The organism is Snodgrassella alvi, assembly GCF_002777425.1.
In the GTDB taxonomy this organism is placed as follows: Bacteria; Pseudomonadota; Gammaproteobacteria; order Burkholderiales; family Neisseriaceae; genus Snodgrassella; species Snodgrassella alvi_B.
In genome coordinates, this window is the sequence record NZ_MDVC01000115.1 from 39,143 (window position 1) to 60,482 (window position 21,340).

General features: G+C 41.7%; 16 protein-coding genes and 1 pseudogene. 10 read left to right on the forward strand and 7 right to left on the reverse strand.

The window, feature by feature from the left end; genetic code table 11:
- Positions 1–6: 6 nt before the first annotated feature.
- The 5 genes from hisC to BGI33_RS12165 all read right to left on the reverse strand — a co-directional run bounded on the left by hisC (position 7) and on the right by BGI33_RS12165 (position 5,963).
- Entirely contained in the window at positions 7–1,068 is a 1,062-nt protein-coding gene (hisC, locus tag BGI33_RS12145) for a histidinol-phosphate transaminase (protein WP_100091438.1), read from the reverse strand.
- Positions 1,069–1,154: 86 nt separating this feature from the next.
- Complete coding sequence (locus BGI33_RS12150; RefSeq protein WP_100091439.1) at positions 1,155–2,690, reverse strand: SulP family inorganic anion transporter; 1,536 nt, start codon at positions 2,688–2,690, stop codon at positions 1,155–1,157.
- Between the two features lie 30 nt (positions 2,691–2,720).
- Positions 2,721–3,908 (reverse strand): 5-(carboxyamino)imidazole ribonucleotide synthase, encoded by a 1,188-nt coding sequence (locus BGI33_RS12155; protein ID WP_100091440.1) that lies wholly within the window; start codon positions 3,906–3,908, stop codon positions 2,721–2,723.
- A gap of 470 nt (positions 3,909–4,378) precedes the next feature.
- Entirely contained in the window at positions 4,379–4,987 is a 609-nt protein-coding gene (locus tag BGI33_RS14025; RefSeq protein WP_100091441.1) for a ricin-type beta-trefoil lectin domain protein, read from the reverse strand.
- A gap of 28 nt (positions 4,988–5,015) precedes the next feature.
- Positions 5,016–5,963 carry a class I SAM-dependent methyltransferase gene (locus BGI33_RS12165; protein ID WP_100091442.1) on the reverse strand — a complete coding sequence of 316 codons (948 nt, stop codon included), beginning with the start codon at positions 5,961–5,963 and terminating at the stop codon, positions 5,016–5,018.
- Between the two features lie 416 nt (positions 5,964–6,379).
- Here BGI33_RS12165 and BGI33_RS12170 point away from each other — a divergent pair, with 416 nt between their 5' ends.
- The 4 genes from BGI33_RS12170 (at position 6,380) to BGI33_RS12180 (ending at position 11,088) form a co-directional block, all read left to right on the forward strand.
- Positions 6,380–7,696 carry a DEAD/DEAH box helicase gene (locus tag BGI33_RS12170; protein ID WP_100091443.1) on the forward strand — a complete coding sequence of 439 codons (1,317 nt, stop codon included), beginning with the start codon at positions 6,380–6,382 and terminating at the stop codon, positions 7,694–7,696.
- 294 nt (positions 7,697–7,990) lie between these two features.
- Positions 7,991–8,131 carry a hypothetical protein gene (locus BGI33_RS13325; protein WP_180297049.1) on the forward strand — a complete coding sequence of 47 codons (141 nt, stop codon included), beginning with the start codon at positions 7,991–7,993 and terminating at the stop codon, positions 8,129–8,131.
- A 303-nt stretch (positions 8,132–8,434) separates the two neighbouring features.
- The gene (locus BGI33_RS12175; RefSeq protein WP_100091444.1) at positions 8,435–8,974 is read left to right on the forward strand and encodes an RNA pyrophosphohydrolase; all 540 of its coding nucleotides are present in this window, start codon (positions 8,435–8,437) and stop codon (positions 8,972–8,974) included.
- A gap of 128 nt (positions 8,975–9,102) precedes the next feature.
- Positions 9,103–11,088 carry a DNA topoisomerase IV subunit B gene (locus BGI33_RS12180; RefSeq protein ID WP_100091558.1) on the forward strand — a complete coding sequence of 662 codons (1,986 nt, stop codon included), beginning with the start codon at positions 9,103–9,105 and terminating at the stop codon, positions 11,086–11,088.
- A 194-nt stretch (positions 11,089–11,282) separates the two neighbouring features.
- On the opposite strand, the pseudogene BGI33_RS14305 reads toward BGI33_RS12180, so the two are convergent.
- Positions 11,283–11,375: pseudogene (locus BGI33_RS14305) on the reverse strand (hypothetical protein); the annotation flags it as partial.
- A gap of 1,328 nt (positions 11,376–12,703) precedes the next feature.
- On the opposite strand from BGI33_RS14305, the gene BGI33_RS12190 reads away from it, so the two are divergent.
- From BGI33_RS12190 to BGI33_RS12205, 4 genes are all read left to right on the forward strand, one after another.
- Positions 12,704–13,066 carry a roadblock/LC7 domain-containing protein gene (locus BGI33_RS12190; RefSeq protein ID WP_100091445.1) on the forward strand — a complete coding sequence of 121 codons (363 nt, stop codon included), beginning with the start codon at positions 12,704–12,706 and terminating at the stop codon, positions 13,064–13,066.
- 458 nt (positions 13,067–13,524) lie between these two features.
- A complete protein-coding gene (locus tag BGI33_RS12195) occupies positions 13,525–14,028 on the forward strand; it encodes a PAS domain-containing protein (protein WP_257379185.1) in 504 nt (167 codons plus the stop codon).
- A gap of 1 nt (position 14,029) precedes the next feature.
- Positions 14,030–14,776, forward strand: coding sequence for a PhnD/SsuA/transferrin family substrate-binding protein (locus BGI33_RS12200; RefSeq protein ID WP_100091446.1), 747 nt, complete (start codon positions 14,030–14,032; stop codon positions 14,774–14,776).
- A 614-nt stretch (positions 14,777–15,390) separates the two neighbouring features.
- On the forward strand, positions 15,391–16,788 hold the full coding sequence (locus tag BGI33_RS12205) for a DHA2 family efflux MFS transporter permease subunit (protein ID WP_100091447.1): 1,398 nt from the start codon (positions 15,391–15,393) through the stop codon (positions 16,786–16,788).
- 245 nt (positions 16,789–17,033) lie between these two features.
- Here BGI33_RS12205 and BGI33_RS12210 read toward each other — a convergent pair whose 3' ends face one another.
- Entirely contained in the window at positions 17,034–18,428 is a 1,395-nt protein-coding gene (locus tag BGI33_RS12210; RefSeq protein ID WP_100091448.1) for a nucleobase:cation symporter-2 family protein, read from the reverse strand.
- Positions 18,429–18,652: 224 nt separating this feature from the next.
- Between BGI33_RS12210 and dapA the strand changes: the two genes are divergently transcribed.
- Together dapA and bamC are read left to right on the forward strand one after the other, a co-directional pair.
- Complete coding sequence (gene dapA, locus BGI33_RS12215; protein ID WP_100091449.1) at positions 18,653–19,528, forward strand: 4-hydroxy-tetrahydrodipicolinate synthase; 876 nt, start codon at positions 18,653–18,655, stop codon at positions 19,526–19,528.
- Between the two features lie 46 nt (positions 19,529–19,574).
- Complete coding sequence (bamC, locus tag BGI33_RS12220; RefSeq protein WP_100091450.1) at positions 19,575–20,720, forward strand: outer membrane protein assembly factor BamC; 1,146 nt, start codon at positions 19,575–19,577, stop codon at positions 20,718–20,720.
- Positions 20,721–21,340 lie beyond the last annotated feature (620 nt).

Genomic DNA, 21,340 nt, shown 5'->3' on the forward strand with positions numbered 1-21,340 from the left:
TCCAGCTTATTGCGCAAGCATTTCCTCCAGTACCGCAATTAGCCGTTGTTGTTGTTCCTGCGTTCCAACACTGATGCGCAGAAAATTACTGATTCGTTCCTGCTGAAAATGACGTACTACCACACCATGCAACCGCAAGAAGGCGGCAATCTGTGCTGCTTCTTTGCTACCATGGCGTGCAAATACAAAATTGGCTTCAGAAGGCAAAACCTCAAACTCCAGTCGCTGCAACTGTTCAGTTAGCCAGATACGATTTTTAATCACCTTGGCACAAGTAAGACGGAAATAGTCATCATCAGTGAATGCTGCAATAGCAGCAGCCTGTGCTACCCGGTCAAGCGGATAGGAATTAAAACTGTTCTTAACCCGCTCCAGCCCCTCAATCAAATCAGCATGTCCCATTGCCAGACCAATCCGCATTCCTGCCAGCGAACGGGATTTAGACAGCGTCTGCACCACCAGCAGATTAGGATAATCATTAATCAGCCTAACGGCAGATTCTCCACCAAAATCAATATAAGCCTCATCTACCAGTACCACACAGTCAGAATTGGCCTGCAATATCTGCTCAACCTGAACCAGCGGTAAAATACAACCAGTCGGCGCATTCGGATTTGGAAAAATCACCCCCGCCCGAGCACCACAATAATCAGCAGGATTCAGGGAAAAATGCTCATTCAGAGGCACATAACAAGCTTCAACATCATATAACTGACAATATACCGGATAAAAACTATAGCTGATATCCGGCAACAATAACTGCTGTTTACCCTGAAAAAAAGCAGCAAATGCCTGTGCCAGCACTTCATCTGAACCATTACCCACAAAAACCTGCTGTTTGTGCAAACCGTAATAATCAGCAATTGTCTGCTTTAAGTTATCCGCACTCGGATCCGGGTATAAACGCAAATCATCATTAATTGCATCCCGCATCGCAGTAAGAACCATAGGCGATGGCGGAAATGGATTTTCGTTGGTATTCAGCTTAACCAGATTGGTTAGTTTAGGCTGCTCTCCAGGTACGTAAGGCTGTAAGCAATTAGTTTTCTCACTCCAGAATTTATTCATTTCTCCCTCCCAGCCAAATACAGTAAATATTCAGTATAAAGTAATCATACCTGACTACCAGCTTCAGCAACAATAAACAGAATATCTTATGCCACCAGAGACTCACTCATATACTTTTGACATATCAATAAAGATTCAGCATCACGAGTACTAAACTGCTCAGGCAACAAATAATCCAGCTTCTTCGCTATGAGCGCCAAACATGCCTTCTCGCTCAAGCCACATACAAACAACATTTTATCCTGCTGATGTAATTCACGAGCCAGAGCCTGTAAATGAACAAACACAGTGACATCCGCACAGCAGCCAGCGCTCACATCCAGATACACCTTTTGTACATTCAATGTATTAACCAGATCGCGGCTGCGCTGTAATAGCATACAGGCATTAGCAAACAGCAAAACCTGAGGTAAAATAATAACAGCTTCCTGCGCCATAATCTGAACTTCGGGCAATAATACAGGCCAGGCGTACATACGGAGCGAATGCCAGCACATCACTATCAATCCCAGCGAAATAACCAGCCATAAACCAGCATATATACCAAACAGAATAATCAGAATGGCCGAAGCACACAGCCACAACAAATCATCCCACTGTCGATAATATAAACGCAATTCACCCCAGCTAATCTGTACACAAATTATATATAGCGCAATAACCGCAAGCACAGGTAAAGGCACACAAGGCCACCATGACCAGCAATAAATCAGTGCCAGCAGTAATAGCGTTGTCATCAGGGTATTAACCCTGATTTTCACTGACCGATCAGCCACATACCCCACACTGACTACCATACCGCCAGTCATTGCAGCCAGTATATTGGACAAGCCAGCAATGCCAATACCACGCCGAAACTGATCGGGTAAATACTGACAAACCTCCACATAGATTAACAGCGCTATCGTGGCACTTAAAAAAATCAGCAATGGCCAGTCAGCATGCATCAGATGAAATAAAGGCCAGAGTTGCCAGCTTTGCTGAACAGGCGTAGCAATCCCGATAAATGAAAACGGCCATATATGACTGAGAATCCACACCAGCAGCAGTACCCACAAAACCTTGGGCTGAGATTTGGTTCTCCACAGCACCAACAAGGCAAGAGTTAAGCCGGCCAGAACCATACTTGGCCAGTTCCATCTTTGCCAGTTGACCAGAAGTTCCCATTGTTCCAGCCATGAACTACTATTGGCAGAAACACCAAGAATAATCGGCACCAGCATAACCACCAAAGTCAGAACAATACCAGCACCAATACCATGCCACACCGGACGAGGAATCCAGCTCAGACAATGCCTGGGTAATACCATAGCCAGTAATAATAACCAGACACCAGTAAACAAAGTCAGCATACTGGCCACAGCAACCCGCTCCGTTACTGCACCGGCATAATAGGCCACCGATGCCATGAGCATTAGTGCTGAAAACGGCGATGGTGTCAGCAATATCTTCTCTCGGCCACAGAAAAGCACACTGCACAACAATGCGCACATAACACCGGTCAGCGCCATTGATATGGGTAATCCGGCAATACCTGCACATGCCAAAGCCATCGGTAATACATACCCTAGCAATATCCAACCATTTGAAAACCTTAGTAGCGGAGACAATTTTGTGCCCATCAATTTCAAAGTAATATCTTTTTGCCCATATCAACAAGATACATTTAGTGCAGTTGAGCAAAAATTTTGAGCATCATTGTATAGATGAAGATGAAGAGACCGTGCCGTTTGCCATGCCTGGTCAGAATCTTCGGCCAGAACAGTAAAATGTCCCATCTTGCGACCCGGCCGTACCTGTTTTTTGCCATACAGATGTAAACAGGCGGTATTGTGATTCAGCACGGTACACCAGTCCGGTTCCCTGTCTGCCGGCCAGACATCTCCCAGAATATTGGCCATACAGCAAGCCTGTAATAAATCAGTAGCGGCCGGCGGCAAACCACACATTAGCCGTACCTGCTGTTGAAACTGGTCAGAAATACAGGCATCTAAAGTGTAATGCCCAGAGTTGTGCGGTCGGGGTGCGATTTCATTGACAAGTAATTGCATTTCACTGCCCACAATAAACATCTCAACTGCCAGAACTCCTTTATAATCCATGGCATGAGCCAATTTTACAGCCATGTGTTCAGCCTGCTGCAATACAGACTGTGGTAATCTGGCTGGTACTAATGAATAGGCCAGAATACCATTTTCATGCTGATTTTCTGCCGGTGGAAAACATACGGTTTGCTGTTCATTCAAACGCGCGACAACAACAGATATTTCCGCACGCAAATCCACCTTTTTTTCCAACACACAACGCACATTCTGCAATCGTGTAAAAGCGGCGCGCAACTCTTCAATAGTACCTACTTCTATCTGCCCTTTTCCATCATAACCCAGAGTGGCCGTTTTCAGAATTCCAGGCAATAACTCTTCCAGATGACTATCAATATCAGACTCAGCACAAATAACCGCAAACGGCACAGTAGCCAGTCCGGCCTTAGTAATCCAGTCTTTCTCCCGCTGCCTGTCCTGTGCAATAGCCACACAATCACCAGATGGTGACACCTCAGTATATTGTGCCAGCCAGCGCATTGAATCGGCACTTACATTTTCAAATTCAGTCGTCACTGCCGCACATCTGGCCATATTCTGCAAGGCAACAACATCATCAAAAGCCGCACATAAATGCACATCAGCATACTGAACCGCTGGTGCATTCGGATCAGGATCCAAAACCGTTACCTGATAACCCATTGTTTTGGCAGCAACAGTAAACATTGCACCCAGTTGCCCACCACCCAGAATACCTAGCATTGCTGGCGGCAGAATACAGGAAGAAGAGAAAGACATAACGATAAACAGTTACCTTACCTAGAATTATAAACAATATTAGCTTAAGTCAAATATTTCTGCTGATATAGTTATCTGGTGTAAATCAAACGCCTCAAAATATACCAACAATTTTTTTACCTTATAAATCATACTAATAATCAGAAAGCACTCCGTCAAAATCAACACTTACTCAACTACACAGGTGTGCACAGCAGCCAGCACAAACTTGTTTAGCATCAATAAATTTAACTGTTGCATTTATCAATTCCAACAATAAAATCGGGCAAACTCACGAATGATATTAGCAAATATAATATTAACATAAATAAATAGATTATTACAAAAATTGCCAATATATTTAAAACTGTATCCAGTCAGAATAATTTTAATTGTCTTATATAAAACAAATTATTATCAAAATCAGAATAAACAAATAAAATATAACTATACAGCTTATAAAAAATATTCATCAAAACCTATTAACTGCATTAATGAAATTGTTGAGTGGTTACGTCCCGGCAAGGCTGTAACTGCAAACGTCCTTGTGCGCCATCCACACACAAATTACTGTTACGGTCACGTAACTGCCGGCCAGTCAATAGCCAGTTATTTTCCCTGTTAAGCGCACAAGTAACCGTTCCCACAGCATTATTTTTCACTGCCAGACAGCGACTGTTCAGCCATACCTGTCCCTGATGGAAATACATAGCTTCACTGATTTCGCCACTGGAACAGGAATCAAGCATAACTGACTGCCAGGCAGAAGAAATGCCATCATTGCGCAAGCAAACATGACCTACCGGACGCAAGCTGATACTGGGAGACACCGGATAAACCGGAGGATAAGGTAAAACAGTCGGATAAGACGGTACAGCGGGATAAACTGGCGTATCCGTGTAAATAACCGTTGCTCCTGCCGGTGCATCAATGCGCACAGTTTTATTAATGGTAGTGGTAGATGAAACAGGTAAATCAACAATAATATCGCGTTCACCATGCCCTGCATGATAAATCACAGCAGCATCAGCAACTGTCACGAGTAAGCACAGCATACCTAATACACCTGCAACATGTACTATTTGAGCCTTTCCAACCATCACTGTCTCCTAAAACAAACTTTACCAGCTAACGTTTCTGCATCTCCCAGCATTGATGAATACGCGCATTACGAAAATCTTCCGGTACCGTTTTTCTGGAAATATTACTTACCTGATAACGCTGCTCCAGAGCAGGATTCAGCGTAAAGCTGCGCAGATTATTCGAAAAAAACAAAATTCCCTGCGGTGATAACAAACGCATAGCACCATCTATCAGCTTTTCCTGATCACGCTGAATATCAAGAATATCCAACATTTTCTTACTATTGGAAAAACTTGGCGGATCCATCACAATCAAATCAAATTGCTTTCTTTCTTCAGCAGCCATCTGCAAATATTGAAATACATCAGCCCGCACAATCTGATGTGCCCCCATATCCAGCCCGTTCAGCTCAAAATTACGCCGAGCCCATTGCAGGTAAGTATTAGACAAATCAACTGTTTCACTTGACAAAGCGCCACCAGTGCCTGCATATACCGAAAAACTGCCAGTATATGCGAAAAGATTCAGAAAACGTTTGCCCGCAGCCATACAACCTATTTTTTGGCGCGTATTGCGATGATCAAGGAACAAACCTGTATCCAGATATTTATCCAGATTTACCCAAAAAGCCCGCCCATACTCATGAATCACAAAATCCGTGCCATCAGCACCGGTTTTTTCATACTGTTCCTTACCTTTCTGACGCTGGCGCCTTTTCAAATGAATATGTTCTCTGGGCAAACCAGTTACAAATACAATTGCGTCCATAACCCCCGTCAGCCAATCTTCATATTCCGACTTATGCATCAGCCAACCCGTATCGTACTCCTGCAAATGAACCTGATCCGCATAGATGTCCACAGCAAAGGGATATTGCGGCACATCACGGTCGTACATACGCCACGCTTCCAGTCCCTGACGCTGTGCCCATTTACGCAAATGTTTAATATTTTTGCCAAGACGGTTGGCAAATGCACCTAGATCATCACTCATAAATAAAACTTTACATAACTGCCATAATCACGCTAACAGCCACATTGTAACGGAAAAAACCATCTAATACCCCAGAGTATTCGTCACATATACCCCATGTACCAAGTTGCCTAACAAAACGATATAACTTATAATCAATCGAATAATTTGAAGCCATCGTTAGCAACCTAATTAAACACGGCGTACTCAATATCACCATATTATGTAACGCCGTATACCAACATCTGCAGAAATGCATCCGTTGCTTGGTTGTCGCCGATGTATAAAATACCCAAACACACACGCTTACGACAACCAATTGCTATCTTTGATTATTTTTCTATTTGGCTTAAGCTAGCAACTGTTTCCCATAATCTAATTTATCTTTTACAAACTAGATTATCACATTTGGTTGGTCGTTTAACCAAAGGAAAATCATGACATTGTCTTTTTCAGATTTACACTTAGACAAACAACTCACTACCGCACTTACCGCTGCCGGTTATGAAAATCCAACTCCCGTACAACTGGAATCCATTCCCGCCGTTCTGGATAATCAGGATTTAATGGTTTCTGCTCAGACTGGTTCTGGTAAAACCGCCGCCTTTCTGTTACCTACCTTACAAAAACTGCTCAAACGCAGTGAAAAATCAGGCAAAGGCCCTCGGGCACTGGTTTTAACACCTACACGTGAACTGGCACAACAGGTAGAAAAAAATGCTCAGATTTATGGTAAAAACATGCCATGGCTACGCACAGTTACACTGGTGGGCGGTACTGCTTTTGGCCAGCAAATCCGTGCATTGTCTCGCCCGATTGACCTGATTGTTGCTACACCGGGACGATTAATGGATCACATGCGTCAGGGTCGAATTGACTTCAGCCGTCTGGAGGTACTGATTCTGGATGAAGCAGACCGCATGCTTGATATGGGCTTCATAGACGACATAGAAACCATTGTTGCCGCCACTCCTGCTGAACGTCAAACCCTGTTGTTCTCAGCCACATGGGATGGCATGGTTGGCAAACTGGCACAGAAACTAACCCATCAGCCACAGAAAATTGATATTGCCCGCGAAGAAAAACAGGGCAAAATTGATGAACAGCTGCTTTATTGTGATGACACACGACATAAAAACCGGCTGCTTGATCATCTTTTACGCGACACTAGCATTGATCAGGTTGTTATCTTTACCGCCACCAAAGCTATGTCTGAACAACTGGCTGATGAGCTGTATGAAAAAGGGTTTTCTGCCAACTGTCTGCATGGCGACATGCCTCAGGGCTGGCGTAACCGTACACTGATGGATTTACGTAAAGGGCGAATTAAAATTCTGGTGGCTACTGATGTTGCTGCCCGTGGTATTGACGTACCAACCATTACCCACGTAATTAACTATGATTTGCCCAAACAGGCTGAAGACTATGTGCACCGCATCGGCCGTACTGGCCGCGCAGGACGTACTGGTTTGGCCATTTCCTTTGCCGAAGTGAACGAGTACATCAAAGTACACAAAATTGAACGGTATCTGAACCGTAAACTGCCAGAACATACTGTCACCGGCATGGAGCCTACCCGCAAACGTTCTGGCAAAACAGCAGGCAAAGGACGCCGTTCATTTGGTAACCAAAGCAAAAATGGCAACTGGGGTGCAAACCGGCGTCAGAATGGCGAGCAGCAGCCAAACCGTTCCCGTCATCGCAGCAGCAACCAGCAAAACAGACGTACCGGCAACAGCCAGCCTAAGCCTTAATTTTCTACTCTTATCATTACAGTGATCAGGCAGCCACTGCTGCCTGATCTTTCCGCAAATCAGCCGTGTTCTCGGCAATCAATTACATTTCACCCTTAAAGGCAGCCAAAAATTACTGCCTTGCAAAAGTCTGCTATATCTTATATATTGTTAGTGAACAAATAAATAATCATGTTAAAAACAATAACTGTACAGACAACTGATTTACATTATTAATCATCAGTACAAGCTGTACACAAGCTATAAATGACAACAGTTGGTGCACAACACCGACAAGCGAGAAAGGATTTAATTATGCAACACCGTCGTAGACTACAAATTTTTCAGGCTGCTAAACGTGCCGCCTTTTATCAGCATGCCCAACCAGAAAATGGTAAAGAGCAGATTCCTGAAAACGAGAAAACCATTCACAATCTCGAACCTATTCATTCCTAAAACTGATTAGATTAAACAAAATAAAGCCATATCCAACCAGATATGGCTTTATTTTTTAGATAAATACTGTTTATCAACAGTTAAAACAAGCTTAATCATCACCACCTGCTTGGTACGGTATATATACCAGTCTTAATATCAGCTGATAGATTGATTCCAATTCATTTAATACAAAAAAATAACAGTATAAATATTTCATAACTATATAAAATATAACTTAGCTGACACCCCTCCAATTTAATCCTTACTGGTCTCACAACCCAATTTGTGCGAAAATTCGATTTATTTATTGGGCGAACTACCATGTTAGACAGAGAAGGTTATCGCCCCAATGTCGGGATCATCATCACCAACGACCGTAACGAGGTTTTTTGGGGCAAACGGGTACACGAACATTCCTGGCAGTTTCCGCAGGGAGGCATCAAGCCAGGCGAAAGCCCGGAAGCGGCCATGTATCGCGAGCTGATGGAAGAAGTAGGCTTGTTACCACATCACGTCAAAATAATCGGACGTACACGTGACTGGCTACGTTATGATGTACCTACGCATTGGATTAAACGCGAATGGCGAGGTTCTTATAAAGGACAGAAACAGATATGGTATCTGCTGCGTCTGACTGGGCGGGAAAGCGATGTTCATCTGCGCGCTACCCATCATCCGGAATTTGATGCGTGGCGCTGGCATCAGTACTGGGCACCAGTAGACGAAGTTATTGAATTCAAACGTAGCGTCTATCTGAATGCATTGCATGAATTGTCACGCTTTTTGCATGAACTGCCAAGCTGGGCTGATTTTGTTCAAACCCGCCAGAATCATGATGATAAATATTCACTGGCTGAATAAATATCAGTAATCAACTCTTTACCATATTTCCTTTCTACAGTATAAATCAGAAACAAATTACCGAAAAAATAATCTTTTTACGGTAATTTGTTTTATATTGCCATTGATACATGTCTAAAAATAAAACTATGAGCAAATCCATAACATACGATGAATCCAGCGTTACCGTTCTCAAAGGTCTGGCACCAGTTAAAGAACGTCCCGGAATGTATACCAGAACGGAAAGTCCTACCCATATTATTCAGGAAGTAATTGACAATGCGGCTGATGAAGCATTAGGTGGCTACGCACAAAACATTGACGTTACCCTGAATCAGGATGGTTCTGTTACCGTCAAAGACAATGGCCGCGGCATTCCTACCGGATTACATCCAACCGAAAATGTACCCGTAGTTGAACTAGTATTTACCCAACTACATGCCGGCGGTAAATTCAATAAAAAAAGTGGCGATGGTGCCTATGCCTTTTCAGGTGGTTTACATGGTGTTGGTGTTTCTGTTACCAATGCCCTGTCCTCACGTCTGGAAGTTACCGTTAAAAGAAGCGGAAAAATTTATCATATTGCCTTTGCAGGAGGCGATGTTATTCAGCCACTATCCATAATTGGCAAATGTGCGAATAAAGACAGTGGCACAGAAGTTCGTATCTGGCCAGACGGACAGTACTTTGATAACCCACAATACAATCTGGCCGAACTTGAACGCTCATTACGTGCCAAAGCAGTTTTATTGCCGGGAGTCAGCGTCACCCTTACCCGCTATCACAACAACACTGATGAAGCACACACACAAAACTGGCATTACCCAAATGGCCTGAAAAGCTATTTACTTGATTTACTGGCTGACACCCAAACTGCAACCCCGATTTTTGCCAGCGAAAACTATTTAAACGCCAATCATGAAACCGATTTTAATCGGGGCGAAGGTGCAGCCTATGCACTAACATGGGTAGAAGAAGGCCATGCACCAAGTGAAAGTTACGTTAACCTGATTCCTACTGCCGTTGGTGGCACTCACGAAGCCGGCCTAAAACAGGCTGTTTTTCATGCCGTAAACAATTTTATTAACCATCACAACCTGCTGCCGCGCGGCGTAAAATTGCAGTCAGATGATGTTTTCTCACGAGTAGCCTTTGTCCTTTCAGCCCGACTGCTAGACCCGCAATTTCAGGGACAGACAAAAGATAAACTAACTAGTCGCGATGCGCTCAAACTGGTTGCCACCATGTGCAGTGATCCATTGGAATTATGGTTAAACCAGAATATCGATACTGGTAAAAAAATAGCCGAACTGGCCATTCGTCAAGCTCAGGCACGTATGCGCTCAACCAAAAAAATAGAAAAGAAAAAAGGTTCAGGCGTAGCCGTTTTACCAGGTAAACTCACTGATTGCGAAAGTGAAGATATTCGCGAAAATGAACTCTTTCTGGTCGAGGGTGATTCTGCCGGTGGTTCAGCCAAACTGGCACGCGACAAAAATACTCAGGCCATCCTCCCCTTACGCGGTAAAGTCTTAAACAGCTTCGAAATCCATCGTGATCAATTATTTGGTAACGCTGAAATTCACGACATCTCAGTCGCCATTGGGGTAGATCCGCATGGCAAAAACGATAATCCTGATTTATCCGGTCTGCGTTACGGTAAGATTGCCATATTATCCGATGCAGATGTGGATGGTGCTCATATACAGGTTCTGTTACTCACCCTTTTTTATACCCATTTTCCGCGCCTGATCGAAGCCGGTCATATCTATGTGGCTCAACCGCCGCTTTTTCGTGTAGATGTGAATGCTCAGGGAAAAAACAAACCAGCAAGAAAACTTTATGCTCAGGATCAGACAGAGCTTGATAGCATTCTGGAACGGCTACAATCAGAAAAAGTTAAAGAAAGTGCTTACAGCATCAGCCGGTTTAAAGGCCTGGGTGAAATGAACCCGGATCAGCTTAAAGATACTACCATGAGTCCGGGTACCCGCTGCCTGCTGCAAGTTCATATTCCAGATGAAGACAATAGCGAAACCCAGAATATATTCGTCAAATTAATGGGTAAAGGTGAAGCAGCATCCCGACGCGTCTGGATGGAAGCAGAAGGAGACAAAGTAGAAACCGATATTTGATTCAAACAACAACACACAAATGTAACCTTGATAACGCAAAAATTTTTAAATAGCCTATTAATTTTAAAATACAGTAATTTTTATTTACTACAGGTTGTTATCTAATAACAACCTGTCTAATTATGCAGTATCAACCCCATTTTCTCTAACCTTCAGCCTTATTTGTCTGCATAAGCTGGAATGGCAACACACATTCAAACAACAAAATTAAAAGGTGCTAGTTTGTTAAATCCCACGGGAGCTAAATAGCTCAACAATGAATGTAACCGTTTGTGATTGTACCAATAAACATAAGCCGAAAAGGTTCGTTATGATTACCTAATTGTCATGAATTTTTCCCCTTTATCAAACTCAGTTTTAATACTTTAAAATATTGCTGCCGACACCGCACTGTCATACGAGCATCTTTTTTACTCAGCGAGCGTTCAATATCAAATGTATTGAAACCCTTATCTAGTAATTAAATATCAAACTCCTTTCCTCTATCCGAATGAAATAGATTTAATGATGACAATGGTTGCTTAATCTGGCTTAATGCAGACATCACTAAATCTGCCGTTTTATGTTGACTGATACTATAACCGGCAATCTGTCGATTAGATAAATTCAGTAATGCATATAAATAATTCTAGCGATGGTTAACACGAATATAGGTTAAGTCTGCCACTACAATCTGTCGTTTGGTACCTACATCAAACTAACGTTGTAAATGATTAGCTGTTGCGGCGCCATTGCTTAACGAATTCGTCTGGTTCCATATAATTGGTAGCTGCGATTAAAAATAGTCAATATTTTATCAGTGTAATCGGCCACTGCTTTCTGTTTAGTTGCTTTGCTCCGATAATAGACATACCGTCCATGTAGCCCTAAGCAGCGACATAATGCCGTTCATTATAACGATGCTGGTTTGCTCTCAGGGTTTTGATTTTCGTCCCATGACATGATCAGTGCAGTTTGCTTTAGGATATCGTTTTCCATTCGTAGCGGCTTAAGCTCTTTTCGTAACACAATTAGTTCATTTTTTGAGGTACAGTTATCTTTAATCTTAAATGAACCGCTTTGACCAATTCACTGCGCGATTTCCCCTGCTGATAAAGTTTGACTATTTGCGATTTGAAATCAGCACTAAAGATCCATCGTGCACATTTTTCTTGATTCATCATCTTTTCTTTTTAGAGTTAAGTTTACCTTACCCCTAAAAAAAGTTGTATGAATTAGTGTAGCCTATCCAAACCTATTTCCCACCCTTAACATTTAATCATACTAATAGCAGTTAAGGTTAATTAACCTCAACACTTACACTTATCTACCCTAGTCTAAATTTTGTAACTTGATTAATATCAAGAAATCTCTAATAAAGTAATTTTATCCTCCATAATCCGTTTTTCATAATGCTATAATTAATTGTTTCCCTAAAAATATATGACTAACGAAAGTAATAGTTAACTTAAATTTTGCGCTATAAAAGTATCAGATCAATAAAAATAAAATAACATAAATAAATATAGAAAATATAAATAAAGATAATTAATAAAATTTAATAACATTCTTTTGCAAAAAAACTCGCCCCTCTCTATAATTGACAGGGTTATAGTCAATTTTTAGAGGAATTTTCATGAAATATGATTTTATTGAAGGTGTGTTGAAAACACTGAACAGTACTCCCGACATTACTTCTTCAGCCGTTATTTCAACAGATGGTCTGCCAATCGCTTCTGCATTACAGAGCGGCATGGATGAAGACCGTATTGGTGCCATGGCAGCCGCATTACTGTCTTTGGGTAACCGTTCTGCAAAAGAAGTTTTGAAAGGCACTCTGGATAATACTATTATTCATACCGATAAAGGTTACATGTTGCTGTTTCAAGCATCTGAAGCCATCCTGTTAACCATTACTACCACTCATGAAGCCAAATTAGGTTTGATTCTGTTTGAAGCTAAACGAGCATTGAAAGAACTGGCTGATCATTTTGATTAACAATTAGTTTGCTTAATCAGAAATGTACTGTGCCATTTAAATTCCCGCTCATGCATCATTGTAATTATTTATTTTATAAATAATTTTGCAATAAGTATACAATACTGTATAAATCAGACCAGATAGTCCAGTATTGCCGTTATCCCAGATTCTATGTAAAAATCTGGCCGGATTTATGTCAGATAAACCTGAAAAAGACGAAAGCTGACTCAACTGCATGAAAGGGCGTTTAAGTGTTTATAAAAGTTTTTAATGAAAACATCGCATATCTATAAATTGGGTAAATATTATTTCATCCCAATTACATGGAAATTCAGAAGTTTATAGTAGCGATTAATGTATAAGACCAGAAATAACTTTGGCTGCTGTAATTTTACAAAAAAACTCTGAAATGCATCTCGTTAAGTACACTCATCCTTTATTATTCAGATTAAACCAAAATTGAAGGACAAATTAATATGGATATGAGTCGTTGGATTCAGCCAAAGCCAGAAAGCGAATCTTCTGAGCACAAAATCAAACACTATCATCAAGATGGAGAATCAACTGTTTATGTAACCAATGAGGAATTCCCCTATCCGGATGGCGCTCTGATTGTATCTCGCACTGATCTTAATGGCATCATTACTCATGCAAATGACGTATTTGTTGATATCAGCGGCTGGGCCCGTGATGAAATCATTGGTGCACCACATTGCCTGTTACGCCATCCCGAAATGCCAAAAGCACCATTTGCCGACATGTGGGCTACTCTGCAAAGAGGCGAACGCTGGTATGGTTACGTAAAAAATCTGCGCAAAGACGGCGGCCACTATTGGGTATACGCCACTGTAATTCCAAATTTACGTCAAGGCAAAGTAATTGGCTACAGCTCAATCCGCCGCAAACCAAGCCGTGAACGGATTAACGAAATGACCGCCAAGTATGCAGAAATGCTGAAAAACGAACAGGAAGGAAAATAATATGCTGAGTTTAATGGTTGTACCCGATTATCTACCTGATCAGTTCAGCACTTGGTATTTGCTCAACAACTACCTGCAAAAGAAAAGCGACCAGAACATTTCCCTGCTTATGCCCCCTTCATTTGATGAAGTAAAAGCACAGCAGGAAAAAGAAAAAGTATCCATGCTTTTCGTGAATCCTTTTTCAGCCGGTAACTACGTTCGTGAACAAGGATATTTGCCACTGGTAAAACCAAAAAACAAATCAGATGAAATCGTGATTGTTACTGCTGCCGACTCAGATATCAATGCCATTGAAGATCTGAAAGGCAATGTAGAATTAGCACTTTCTAACAATGAAGATGCAAACTTTATTGGTTTACGCCTGTTGGAACCAGCCAATCTTAGCGATGATGAAATCATCATCAAACGCAAAGACAACTTCCTCATGGTAGCTTCCGGTGTCATTCGCCATCATGCTAAAATTGGGATTGTTCAGGCAGATGTATATGAAAGCTTTAACTCAGTTACCAAAAATCAGTTGAAAGTGCTGCTGAAAAGCCGGATTAATGAAGTTTCACATGTGATGTTATATCACCCAGACGTTGCTGCAAAAGCTGAACCACTACAAGAAATACTGTGCAAAATGGCAGATGACCCTGATGGTGCCAATGTTGTCAAAGCCTTAGGCTTTCCAGAAGGCTTCGCTGAATTATCAAAAGAAGATATGGAATTTATGATTGACGTTGTAGATACAATGCGCATGTAATTTCCCTAGCTTATACCAACCCGTGTAACCCTACTAAGGGCACACGGGTTGTTTTATATATAAGCCTTTATCTGGAAACCAGATAAACCAAATCAGAGAATTTTAACTTTTACAATATAATTCCAAATTAAAAGGCATTTTAATTGCCAAAAATATACTATTATCTATTTATTCATAAAAAATAAACTCAGTCTATTTTTAAAATTTTCAAATAAAACATTATTCTAATCTGAAAAACCAGCGACACTTCAATCAAAAACAATGTCCCCCTATTTAAAATCAGGTTGTAAACTTCTCACCCATAAAAGTTCACAAGAACAAATGAACAGCCAATTGTTTTCAAGATAGATTGAGGAAACTCTAAAATATTAAAAGAATTCGAAAAACATTAAGTAATTCTCAATATATTTCAGATAATGCACTTAACTTCATCCAAGCTGATTCTCTCAAGAGTAAAAAGCGTGTTCAATCCAGAAATCATTTCTATTAACTTATTATTATTAATTTATGAAGTACTTATACAATACGTCACAATCTATGTATTTATACCAATGAATCAAAGCTAAACATGATTCTGTTATAATAAATCAAACCATCATTAATAAATAACAATTATGGCTACCATTAATAACAGTAAACCATCACGCTTTTTGCCTTTATTATTGGCAATAGCCATCTTTATGCAGCAATTGGATGCAACCATCCTGAACACTGCCCTGCCATCAATGGCCACAGATCTGGGGCAATCTCCACTAAACATGCAATCGGCTATTATTGCTTATGCACTGACATTGGCCATTATGATGCCTTTGTCTGGATTTCTGTCCGACAAATTAGGCACCCGTAAACTGTTTATGGGTTCCATGGTTATATTTGTTATCGGATCCGTCCTGTGTGCAGCCAGTAATAATCTGGCTCTACTGGTACTGGCCAGAATTATTCAGGGATTGGGTGGAGCCATGCTTACACCAGTAGCCCGTTTAACCATGATGCAGGCTTACGACCGCTCCAAACTAATAACAGTCATGAACTATGCCATTATGCCAGCACTTATCGGACCGGTACTCGGGCCGATTATTGGTGGTTATCTTGTGGTATATACCAGCTGGCACTGGATTTTTCTACTGAACGTACCCATCGGCCTGCTGGGATTGCTGGTTACCTGGTACATCATGCCCAGTTTTAACCGCCCGGCCAATTATTTTGATGGTTTAGGCTTTTTTCTGTTCTCCGCATCAGCTTTTTGCATGACTCTGACCTTTGAAACCATGTCACATGCCAATAATATGCTTTTTGGCTCCATGATGGCTCTCGCAGGCATCGGAGCACTAATTGCCTATTTGGCACATGCACGCCAGAACAATCGTGCATTGTATCCACCGCATCTCATTCTGGTACGCACTTTTCGTCTGGGGCTGGCTGGTAATCTGGTCAGCCGTCTGGGTATGAGTGCATTACCATTATTATTACCATTATTATTTCAGGTCGCTTTTAACTATGACGCAGTCACCTCAGGCTGGCTACTAATGCCACTGGCTTTGGCGGCCATATTTGCCAAACCATTTCTAAAGCCATTAATGAATCACTTTGGCTATCGTGATACATTGGCCTGGAACACTCGTATTATTGGTATATTGATAATATCACTGGCTTTTATTAGCCCCAGTACACCACAATGGCTGATTCTATTACACTTGTGTATTCTGGGTGCATGTAATTCATTACAGTTTACCGGTATGAATACCATTACACTGGCTGATTTACGCCCCAACCAAGTTAGCAGTGGTACCAGCCTGATGGCAGTTAACCAGCAGCTAGCACTGAGCTTCGGCATAGCAATTGGTGCCTTACTATTACAAAATTTCAGTCGCGCCAGCTTTATAAATCACAATATCACTACAGCTTTTCGTCTCACATTTGTTATTCTGGGTGTATTTACCCTACTCTCAAGCTGGATATTTGCACGTTTACATCCTATCGATGGAGAAAATCTGCTGACAAAGAAAAAATAAATATCATTATATAAATTCTTTATTATTCAGCAAAAAGCTTTGACGTACTATCTTGAGAACAACACGAAATCATTCAAATCCCAGTTTACTTTGAGATACAACCTCAAGCAGCTTAATAAGATTTATTTCAAATATAGAATTAGCCCTATATTTAATCTCTTAACGAATGTGCTAAGAGCATTCAATACAGGGCTAATATATAAGACTGCCGAAAAATTTAGCTAGTCTTGTTTATCGCGTATTAATTAATGCGGAATATCATCACTTAAATATACCGCAGGTTCGCTTTTATCATGTGGCAGCAGCAAATTCAAGATAATTGCCACAATTCCGCCCATACAAATCGGATTCTGAAACAGAATGGGTAACTGAGCAAAAACTTCCGGTTCAAACGCTACTCCCAGCCCAAGACCCAGTGAGGTTGCACAGATAACCGCTTCACGGCGACGTATACCAGCAGTAATAATAATTCGTATACCGGCTGTCACAATCAGCCCGAACATAACTACCATCACTCCACCAAGAACCGGGCTGGGAATAGTAGTGAAAACAGCTCCCACCCAAGGAAATAACCCAAGGATGATCAAAATCACTGCAATATATTTCCCGACATGTCGCGAAGCAACACCAGTCATTTGAATCACACCATTATTCTGGGCAAATGTAGTTAATGGCAAAGATCCCAGAGCTGTAGCAATCACTGAAACCAGACCATCAGCCATTACCCCACCACGCAAGCGACTTGTATAAGAAGGTCCGTCTACCGGCTGATTGGAAATCATGGCTGTGGCAGTTAAATCTCCAACTGCTTCAAATACACTTAATAAATAAATAGTACTGGCTACCATAAATGCATGCCAGTCAAAAGCAAAACCATATTTGAATGGAATCGGAATAGTAAACAGTGGCAAATCATGTAAATTGGAAAAATCAACAATACCCATAAAAATGGCAATTACATAACCAGATATCAACCCTACTGCAATACCAGCCATGCGCCACCATGCATTCTTGAAACAGTTAAATAACAGTACAATGAATAGCACAAACGTAGATAATGCCAGATTCGACCATGACCCGAAGGTATGATTAGCTTTGGCTGTGAGGCCGCCGCCAAAATCGGTAATGCCAACATGAATCAGACTCAGACCTATCATCAAAACCACCACCCCGCTTACTGTGGGCGTGATGATTTTTTTCAGAAAAGGCAATAACCATGATGCACCAATTACTAAAAAGGCGCCTACAAAAGAGACGCCCAGCAAAGTAGAAATCATGGCATTTTCATTCATCCCGTTCTCTTTCATGCCCAATCCAAGCGCAATCATCACGGTAACAAAAGAAAAATTAACTGATTGAATTGATAACAGCCCCGAACCAATGACGCCAAAACGGTGTACCTGAATATATGTGCCCACACCTGAGGCAACCATGGACATAGACACCAAATAGGCAGTCATGTCTGCAGGCAGTTTCAGAGCACCGCCAACCACCAGAGCAGGAGCCACCATTGGCACAAAAAGAGCAAGTAAATGGGTTAATGCACTGAGCAAACCATTAAAAACAGGAGGCTTTTCCTCCAGACCATAGACCAGATCAGAGTGTTCATTATGTGTACGAACAGAGGAATTATCGGTCATGTCATCCTTCCTTATTTGCTTTATGCATGTGTTAAATGAATATAAAGCAGCGTATTTTAAGCGAAGCAGGAATATTTAATCCAGAGCAAACTATTGAGCAATAAAATCTTTAACACAACAAAACCACTTTTATCAAAAATAATTCGATAACAGGCTATTTTCCACGAAAGGGAAAAATACGCTACAATCATCACATTTTCAGCTCACCTGTAAAGGGTAGAATTATGTTGACAGGCAGCCTAGTTGCCATCGTAACGCCTATGCATGCAGATGGTAGTATTGATTATGAACAGTACAAACAGCTTATTGACTGGCACATCGAATCTGGTACCGACGCTATTGTCGCTGTAGGAACTACTGGTGAATCAGCTACACTTAGTGTTGATGAACACCTGACGGTGATTAAAACTGCTGTAGAACATGTAGCCGGACGCGTTAAAGTGATTGCAGGCGCTGGTGCCAACAATACGCATGAAGCGATTTATCTGGCTCAGGAAGCACAGCAGGCTGGTGCAGATATGACATTGTCAGTAGTACCTTACTACAACAAGCCCAATCAGGAAGGTATATACCGCCATTTCAAAACCATTGCTGAAGCCACCAGTATTCCCATGATTCTGTACAATGTACCCGGCCGTACTGTTGCCGATATGCAACCAGATACCGCTTTACGGCTAGCAGAAATCGATAATATTGTGGGTATTAAAGAAGCCACTGGTAATATTAGCCGCGCATGCTATCTGTTTAAACATGTACCTGAAGATTTTGCGGTATATTCCGGTGATGATCCTACAGCCATGGCATTCCTTTTATGCGGTGGCCATGGTGTTATCAGTGTTACTGCCAATGTTGCTCCCAAAATGTTTGCTGACATGTGTCATGCAGCCTTACGTGGGGATATTGCCAGCGCACGTATTTTAAATGACAAATTACAGCGCCTGCACGGTGATCTTTTCTGTGAACCGAGCCCGGCACCAACCAAATGGGCCTTATCCAAACTGGGTAAAATCAACCCGGTTTGCCGCCTGCCAATTATCGAACTGTCTCCTACCGGACAGGCTACGATACTGGCCGCTATGCAGGAAGCTGGATTAATCTGAACACAAGCCAACATTGCCATAATAATGCACACAGAAAGTGGCCGATATGAATATAAGTAAAACCGTTGTTCTGACCTTGCTGGCAGCCAGCCTTGCCGCTTGTGCCAGCAAAAAAGACAACCTGCCCAAACTGGATTATCAGTCAAACAATAAAAAAATTGTCCAGCTGGATGTACCACCAGACCTGACTGACCCGAATCAAGGTAATCGTTTCAGTGCTCCGGGCAGTTCACTGATTAATGGTGCGGTACGTGCCAGCGATTTGAACAAGCCTGCCAGCAAATACCAAACCAGTACCAATACTCAGGTGCTGACTCAAGTACCGGATATTCACTTTCAACGTGATGGTAGCATCCGCTGGCTGACCATTGACAATAAACAGGCTGCTGAATTATGGCCACTGTTGAAGGCCTTCTGGCAGGAACAGGGTTTTACTATTGAGCGTGAAGAACCAGCAATTGGCTTAATGCAAACCAACTGGGCAGAAAACCGTGCCAAAGTACCTTCAGATGCCATTCGCGGCATTTTTGAAAAAGTGGGTCTGGGTGGCATTTATTCCAGCGGTGAGCGTGATATGTTTACTATCCGCCTGGAACGCAACAGCAAGGGCGGTACAGATGTATTCTTCAGCCAGAAAGGTATGAAAGAAGTTTATACCAGCAAGGATGGGGACAGTACTGCATGGCAGCCCCGTCCGAACGAACCTGAGCTGGAAGCAGCATTCTTAGCACGTTTCATGCAATATCTGGGCGCGGATGCCAAACAGGTACAACAGCAGATAGCCGCCCAGAAGCAGGATCCGAATGAAAATGCACTGGCAAAGCTGGATGGTAACAGTGTTTATCTGCTAGGTTCGCAAGAGCGCAACTGGCGCCGTGTTGCCCTGGCTCTGGATCGTGTTGGCCTGAATGTCATCGGTGAAAATCGCAACCAATACGCTTATCTGGTTGAAGTAGCAGCTGCTGAAGCCTCCTCTGTTTCCAATAAAAAACCGGGACTGTTTAGCCGCATGTTTGGACGCAGCAAGAAAGCTGAGCAACAACAGCTCAAACAGCAACCGCGTTTAATTGTATTGGCGCAGCCACTGACAGAGGGTGGTACACGTGTCAGTCTGGCCAATGAAGATGGTACGCCCTACACTGGCAAAGATGCCAGAAAATGGATTCAGCAACTGGATCAGCAATTACGTTAATATAAAAGCCTGCTTATGCAGGCTTTTATTTTTCCATACTCAACAATCAGGCACATATCCAATATCATAACAATACTGATAATATCAATCATTTATAGCAAATAAGCAGCAAAAACCATGTTTACCTCATGCCGCAATACAATTGATCGTGAAAATAGTCCGTGAACACCGTCACTCAGAACACTGCACACTCTACCAGCAATATATTAATAATCTGACTCTGGTTATCATCCCCGCTACCTAAAATGGCGACTCAATACACTGAAATAAAAATAACTGATATAACTGTACAAATTCAGTAAAATCTTATTTATCCGAATTTGCTCTGGTAAATTGAAATTCAGATAATATTTAGATATTTAATAGTATAAAGCATGGTTGTAGGATCAATCAGCTTTGATTATTTTTAGCATCACAATCAAATGTTTTCTGGCCAGTATGAATATTTTTCGGGTTAAAATATTATTTTTAGCATTTATAACCCGATACTTGATATATATGTTCGGGATGCAAATAAACGGTTGATACAAACTTTAAATACTGATATTAAAATGCCAAATATGAAAAAACTGATTATAAATTATTGTTTTCTAGCAATGACGGTGATTACCACTCTCGTT

Bases quoted from the DNA above. Each gene is read 5' to 3' on its own strand.
- hisC (WP_100091438.1), bottom strand. From the start codon at position 1,068: ATGAATAAATTCTGGAGTGAGAAAACTAATTGCTTACAGCCTTACGTA.
- BGI33_RS12150 (WP_100091439.1), bottom strand. From the start codon at position 2,690: ATGGGCACAAAATTGTCTCCGCTACTAAGGTTTTCAAATGGTTGGATA.
- BGI33_RS12155 (WP_100091440.1), bottom strand. From the start codon at position 3,908: ATGTCTTTCTCTTCTTCCTGTATTCTGCCGCCAGCAATGCTAGGTATT.
- BGI33_RS14025 (WP_100091441.1), bottom strand. From the start codon at position 4,987: ATGGTTGGAAAGGCTCAAATAGTACATGTTGCAGGTGTATTAGGTATG.
- BGI33_RS12165 (WP_100091442.1), bottom strand. From the start codon at position 5,963: ATGAGTGATGATCTAGGTGCATTTGCCAACCGTCTTGGCAAAAATATT.
- BGI33_RS12170 (WP_100091443.1), top strand. From the start codon at position 6,380: ATGACATTGTCTTTTTCAGATTTACACTTAGACAAACAACTCACTACC.
- BGI33_RS13325 (WP_180297049.1), top strand. From the start codon at position 7,991: ATGCAACACCGTCGTAGACTACAAATTTTTCAGGCTGCTAAACGTGCC.
- BGI33_RS12175 (WP_100091444.1), top strand. From the start codon at position 8,435: ATGTTAGACAGAGAAGGTTATCGCCCCAATGTCGGGATCATCATCACC.
- BGI33_RS12180 (WP_100091558.1), top strand. From the start codon at position 9,103: ATGAGCAAATCCATAACATACGATGAATCCAGCGTTACCGTTCTCAAA.
- BGI33_RS12190 (WP_100091445.1), top strand. From the start codon at position 12,704: ATGAAATATGATTTTATTGAAGGTGTGTTGAAAACACTGAACAGTACT.
- BGI33_RS12195 (WP_257379185.1), top strand. From the start codon at position 13,525: ATGGATATGAGTCGTTGGATTCAGCCAAAGCCAGAAAGCGAATCTTCT.
- BGI33_RS12200 (WP_100091446.1), top strand. From the start codon at position 14,030: ATGCTGAGTTTAATGGTTGTACCCGATTATCTACCTGATCAGTTCAGC.
- BGI33_RS12205 (WP_100091447.1), top strand. From the start codon at position 15,391: ATGGCTACCATTAATAACAGTAAACCATCACGCTTTTTGCCTTTATTA.
- BGI33_RS12210 (WP_100091448.1), bottom strand. From the start codon at position 18,428: ATGACCGATAATTCCTCTGTTCGTACACATAATGAACACTCTGATCTG.
- dapA (WP_100091449.1), top strand. From the start codon at position 18,653: ATGTTGACAGGCAGCCTAGTTGCCATCGTAACGCCTATGCATGCAGAT.
- bamC (WP_100091450.1), top strand. From the start codon at position 19,575: ATGAATATAAGTAAAACCGTTGTTCTGACCTTGCTGGCAGCCAGCCTT.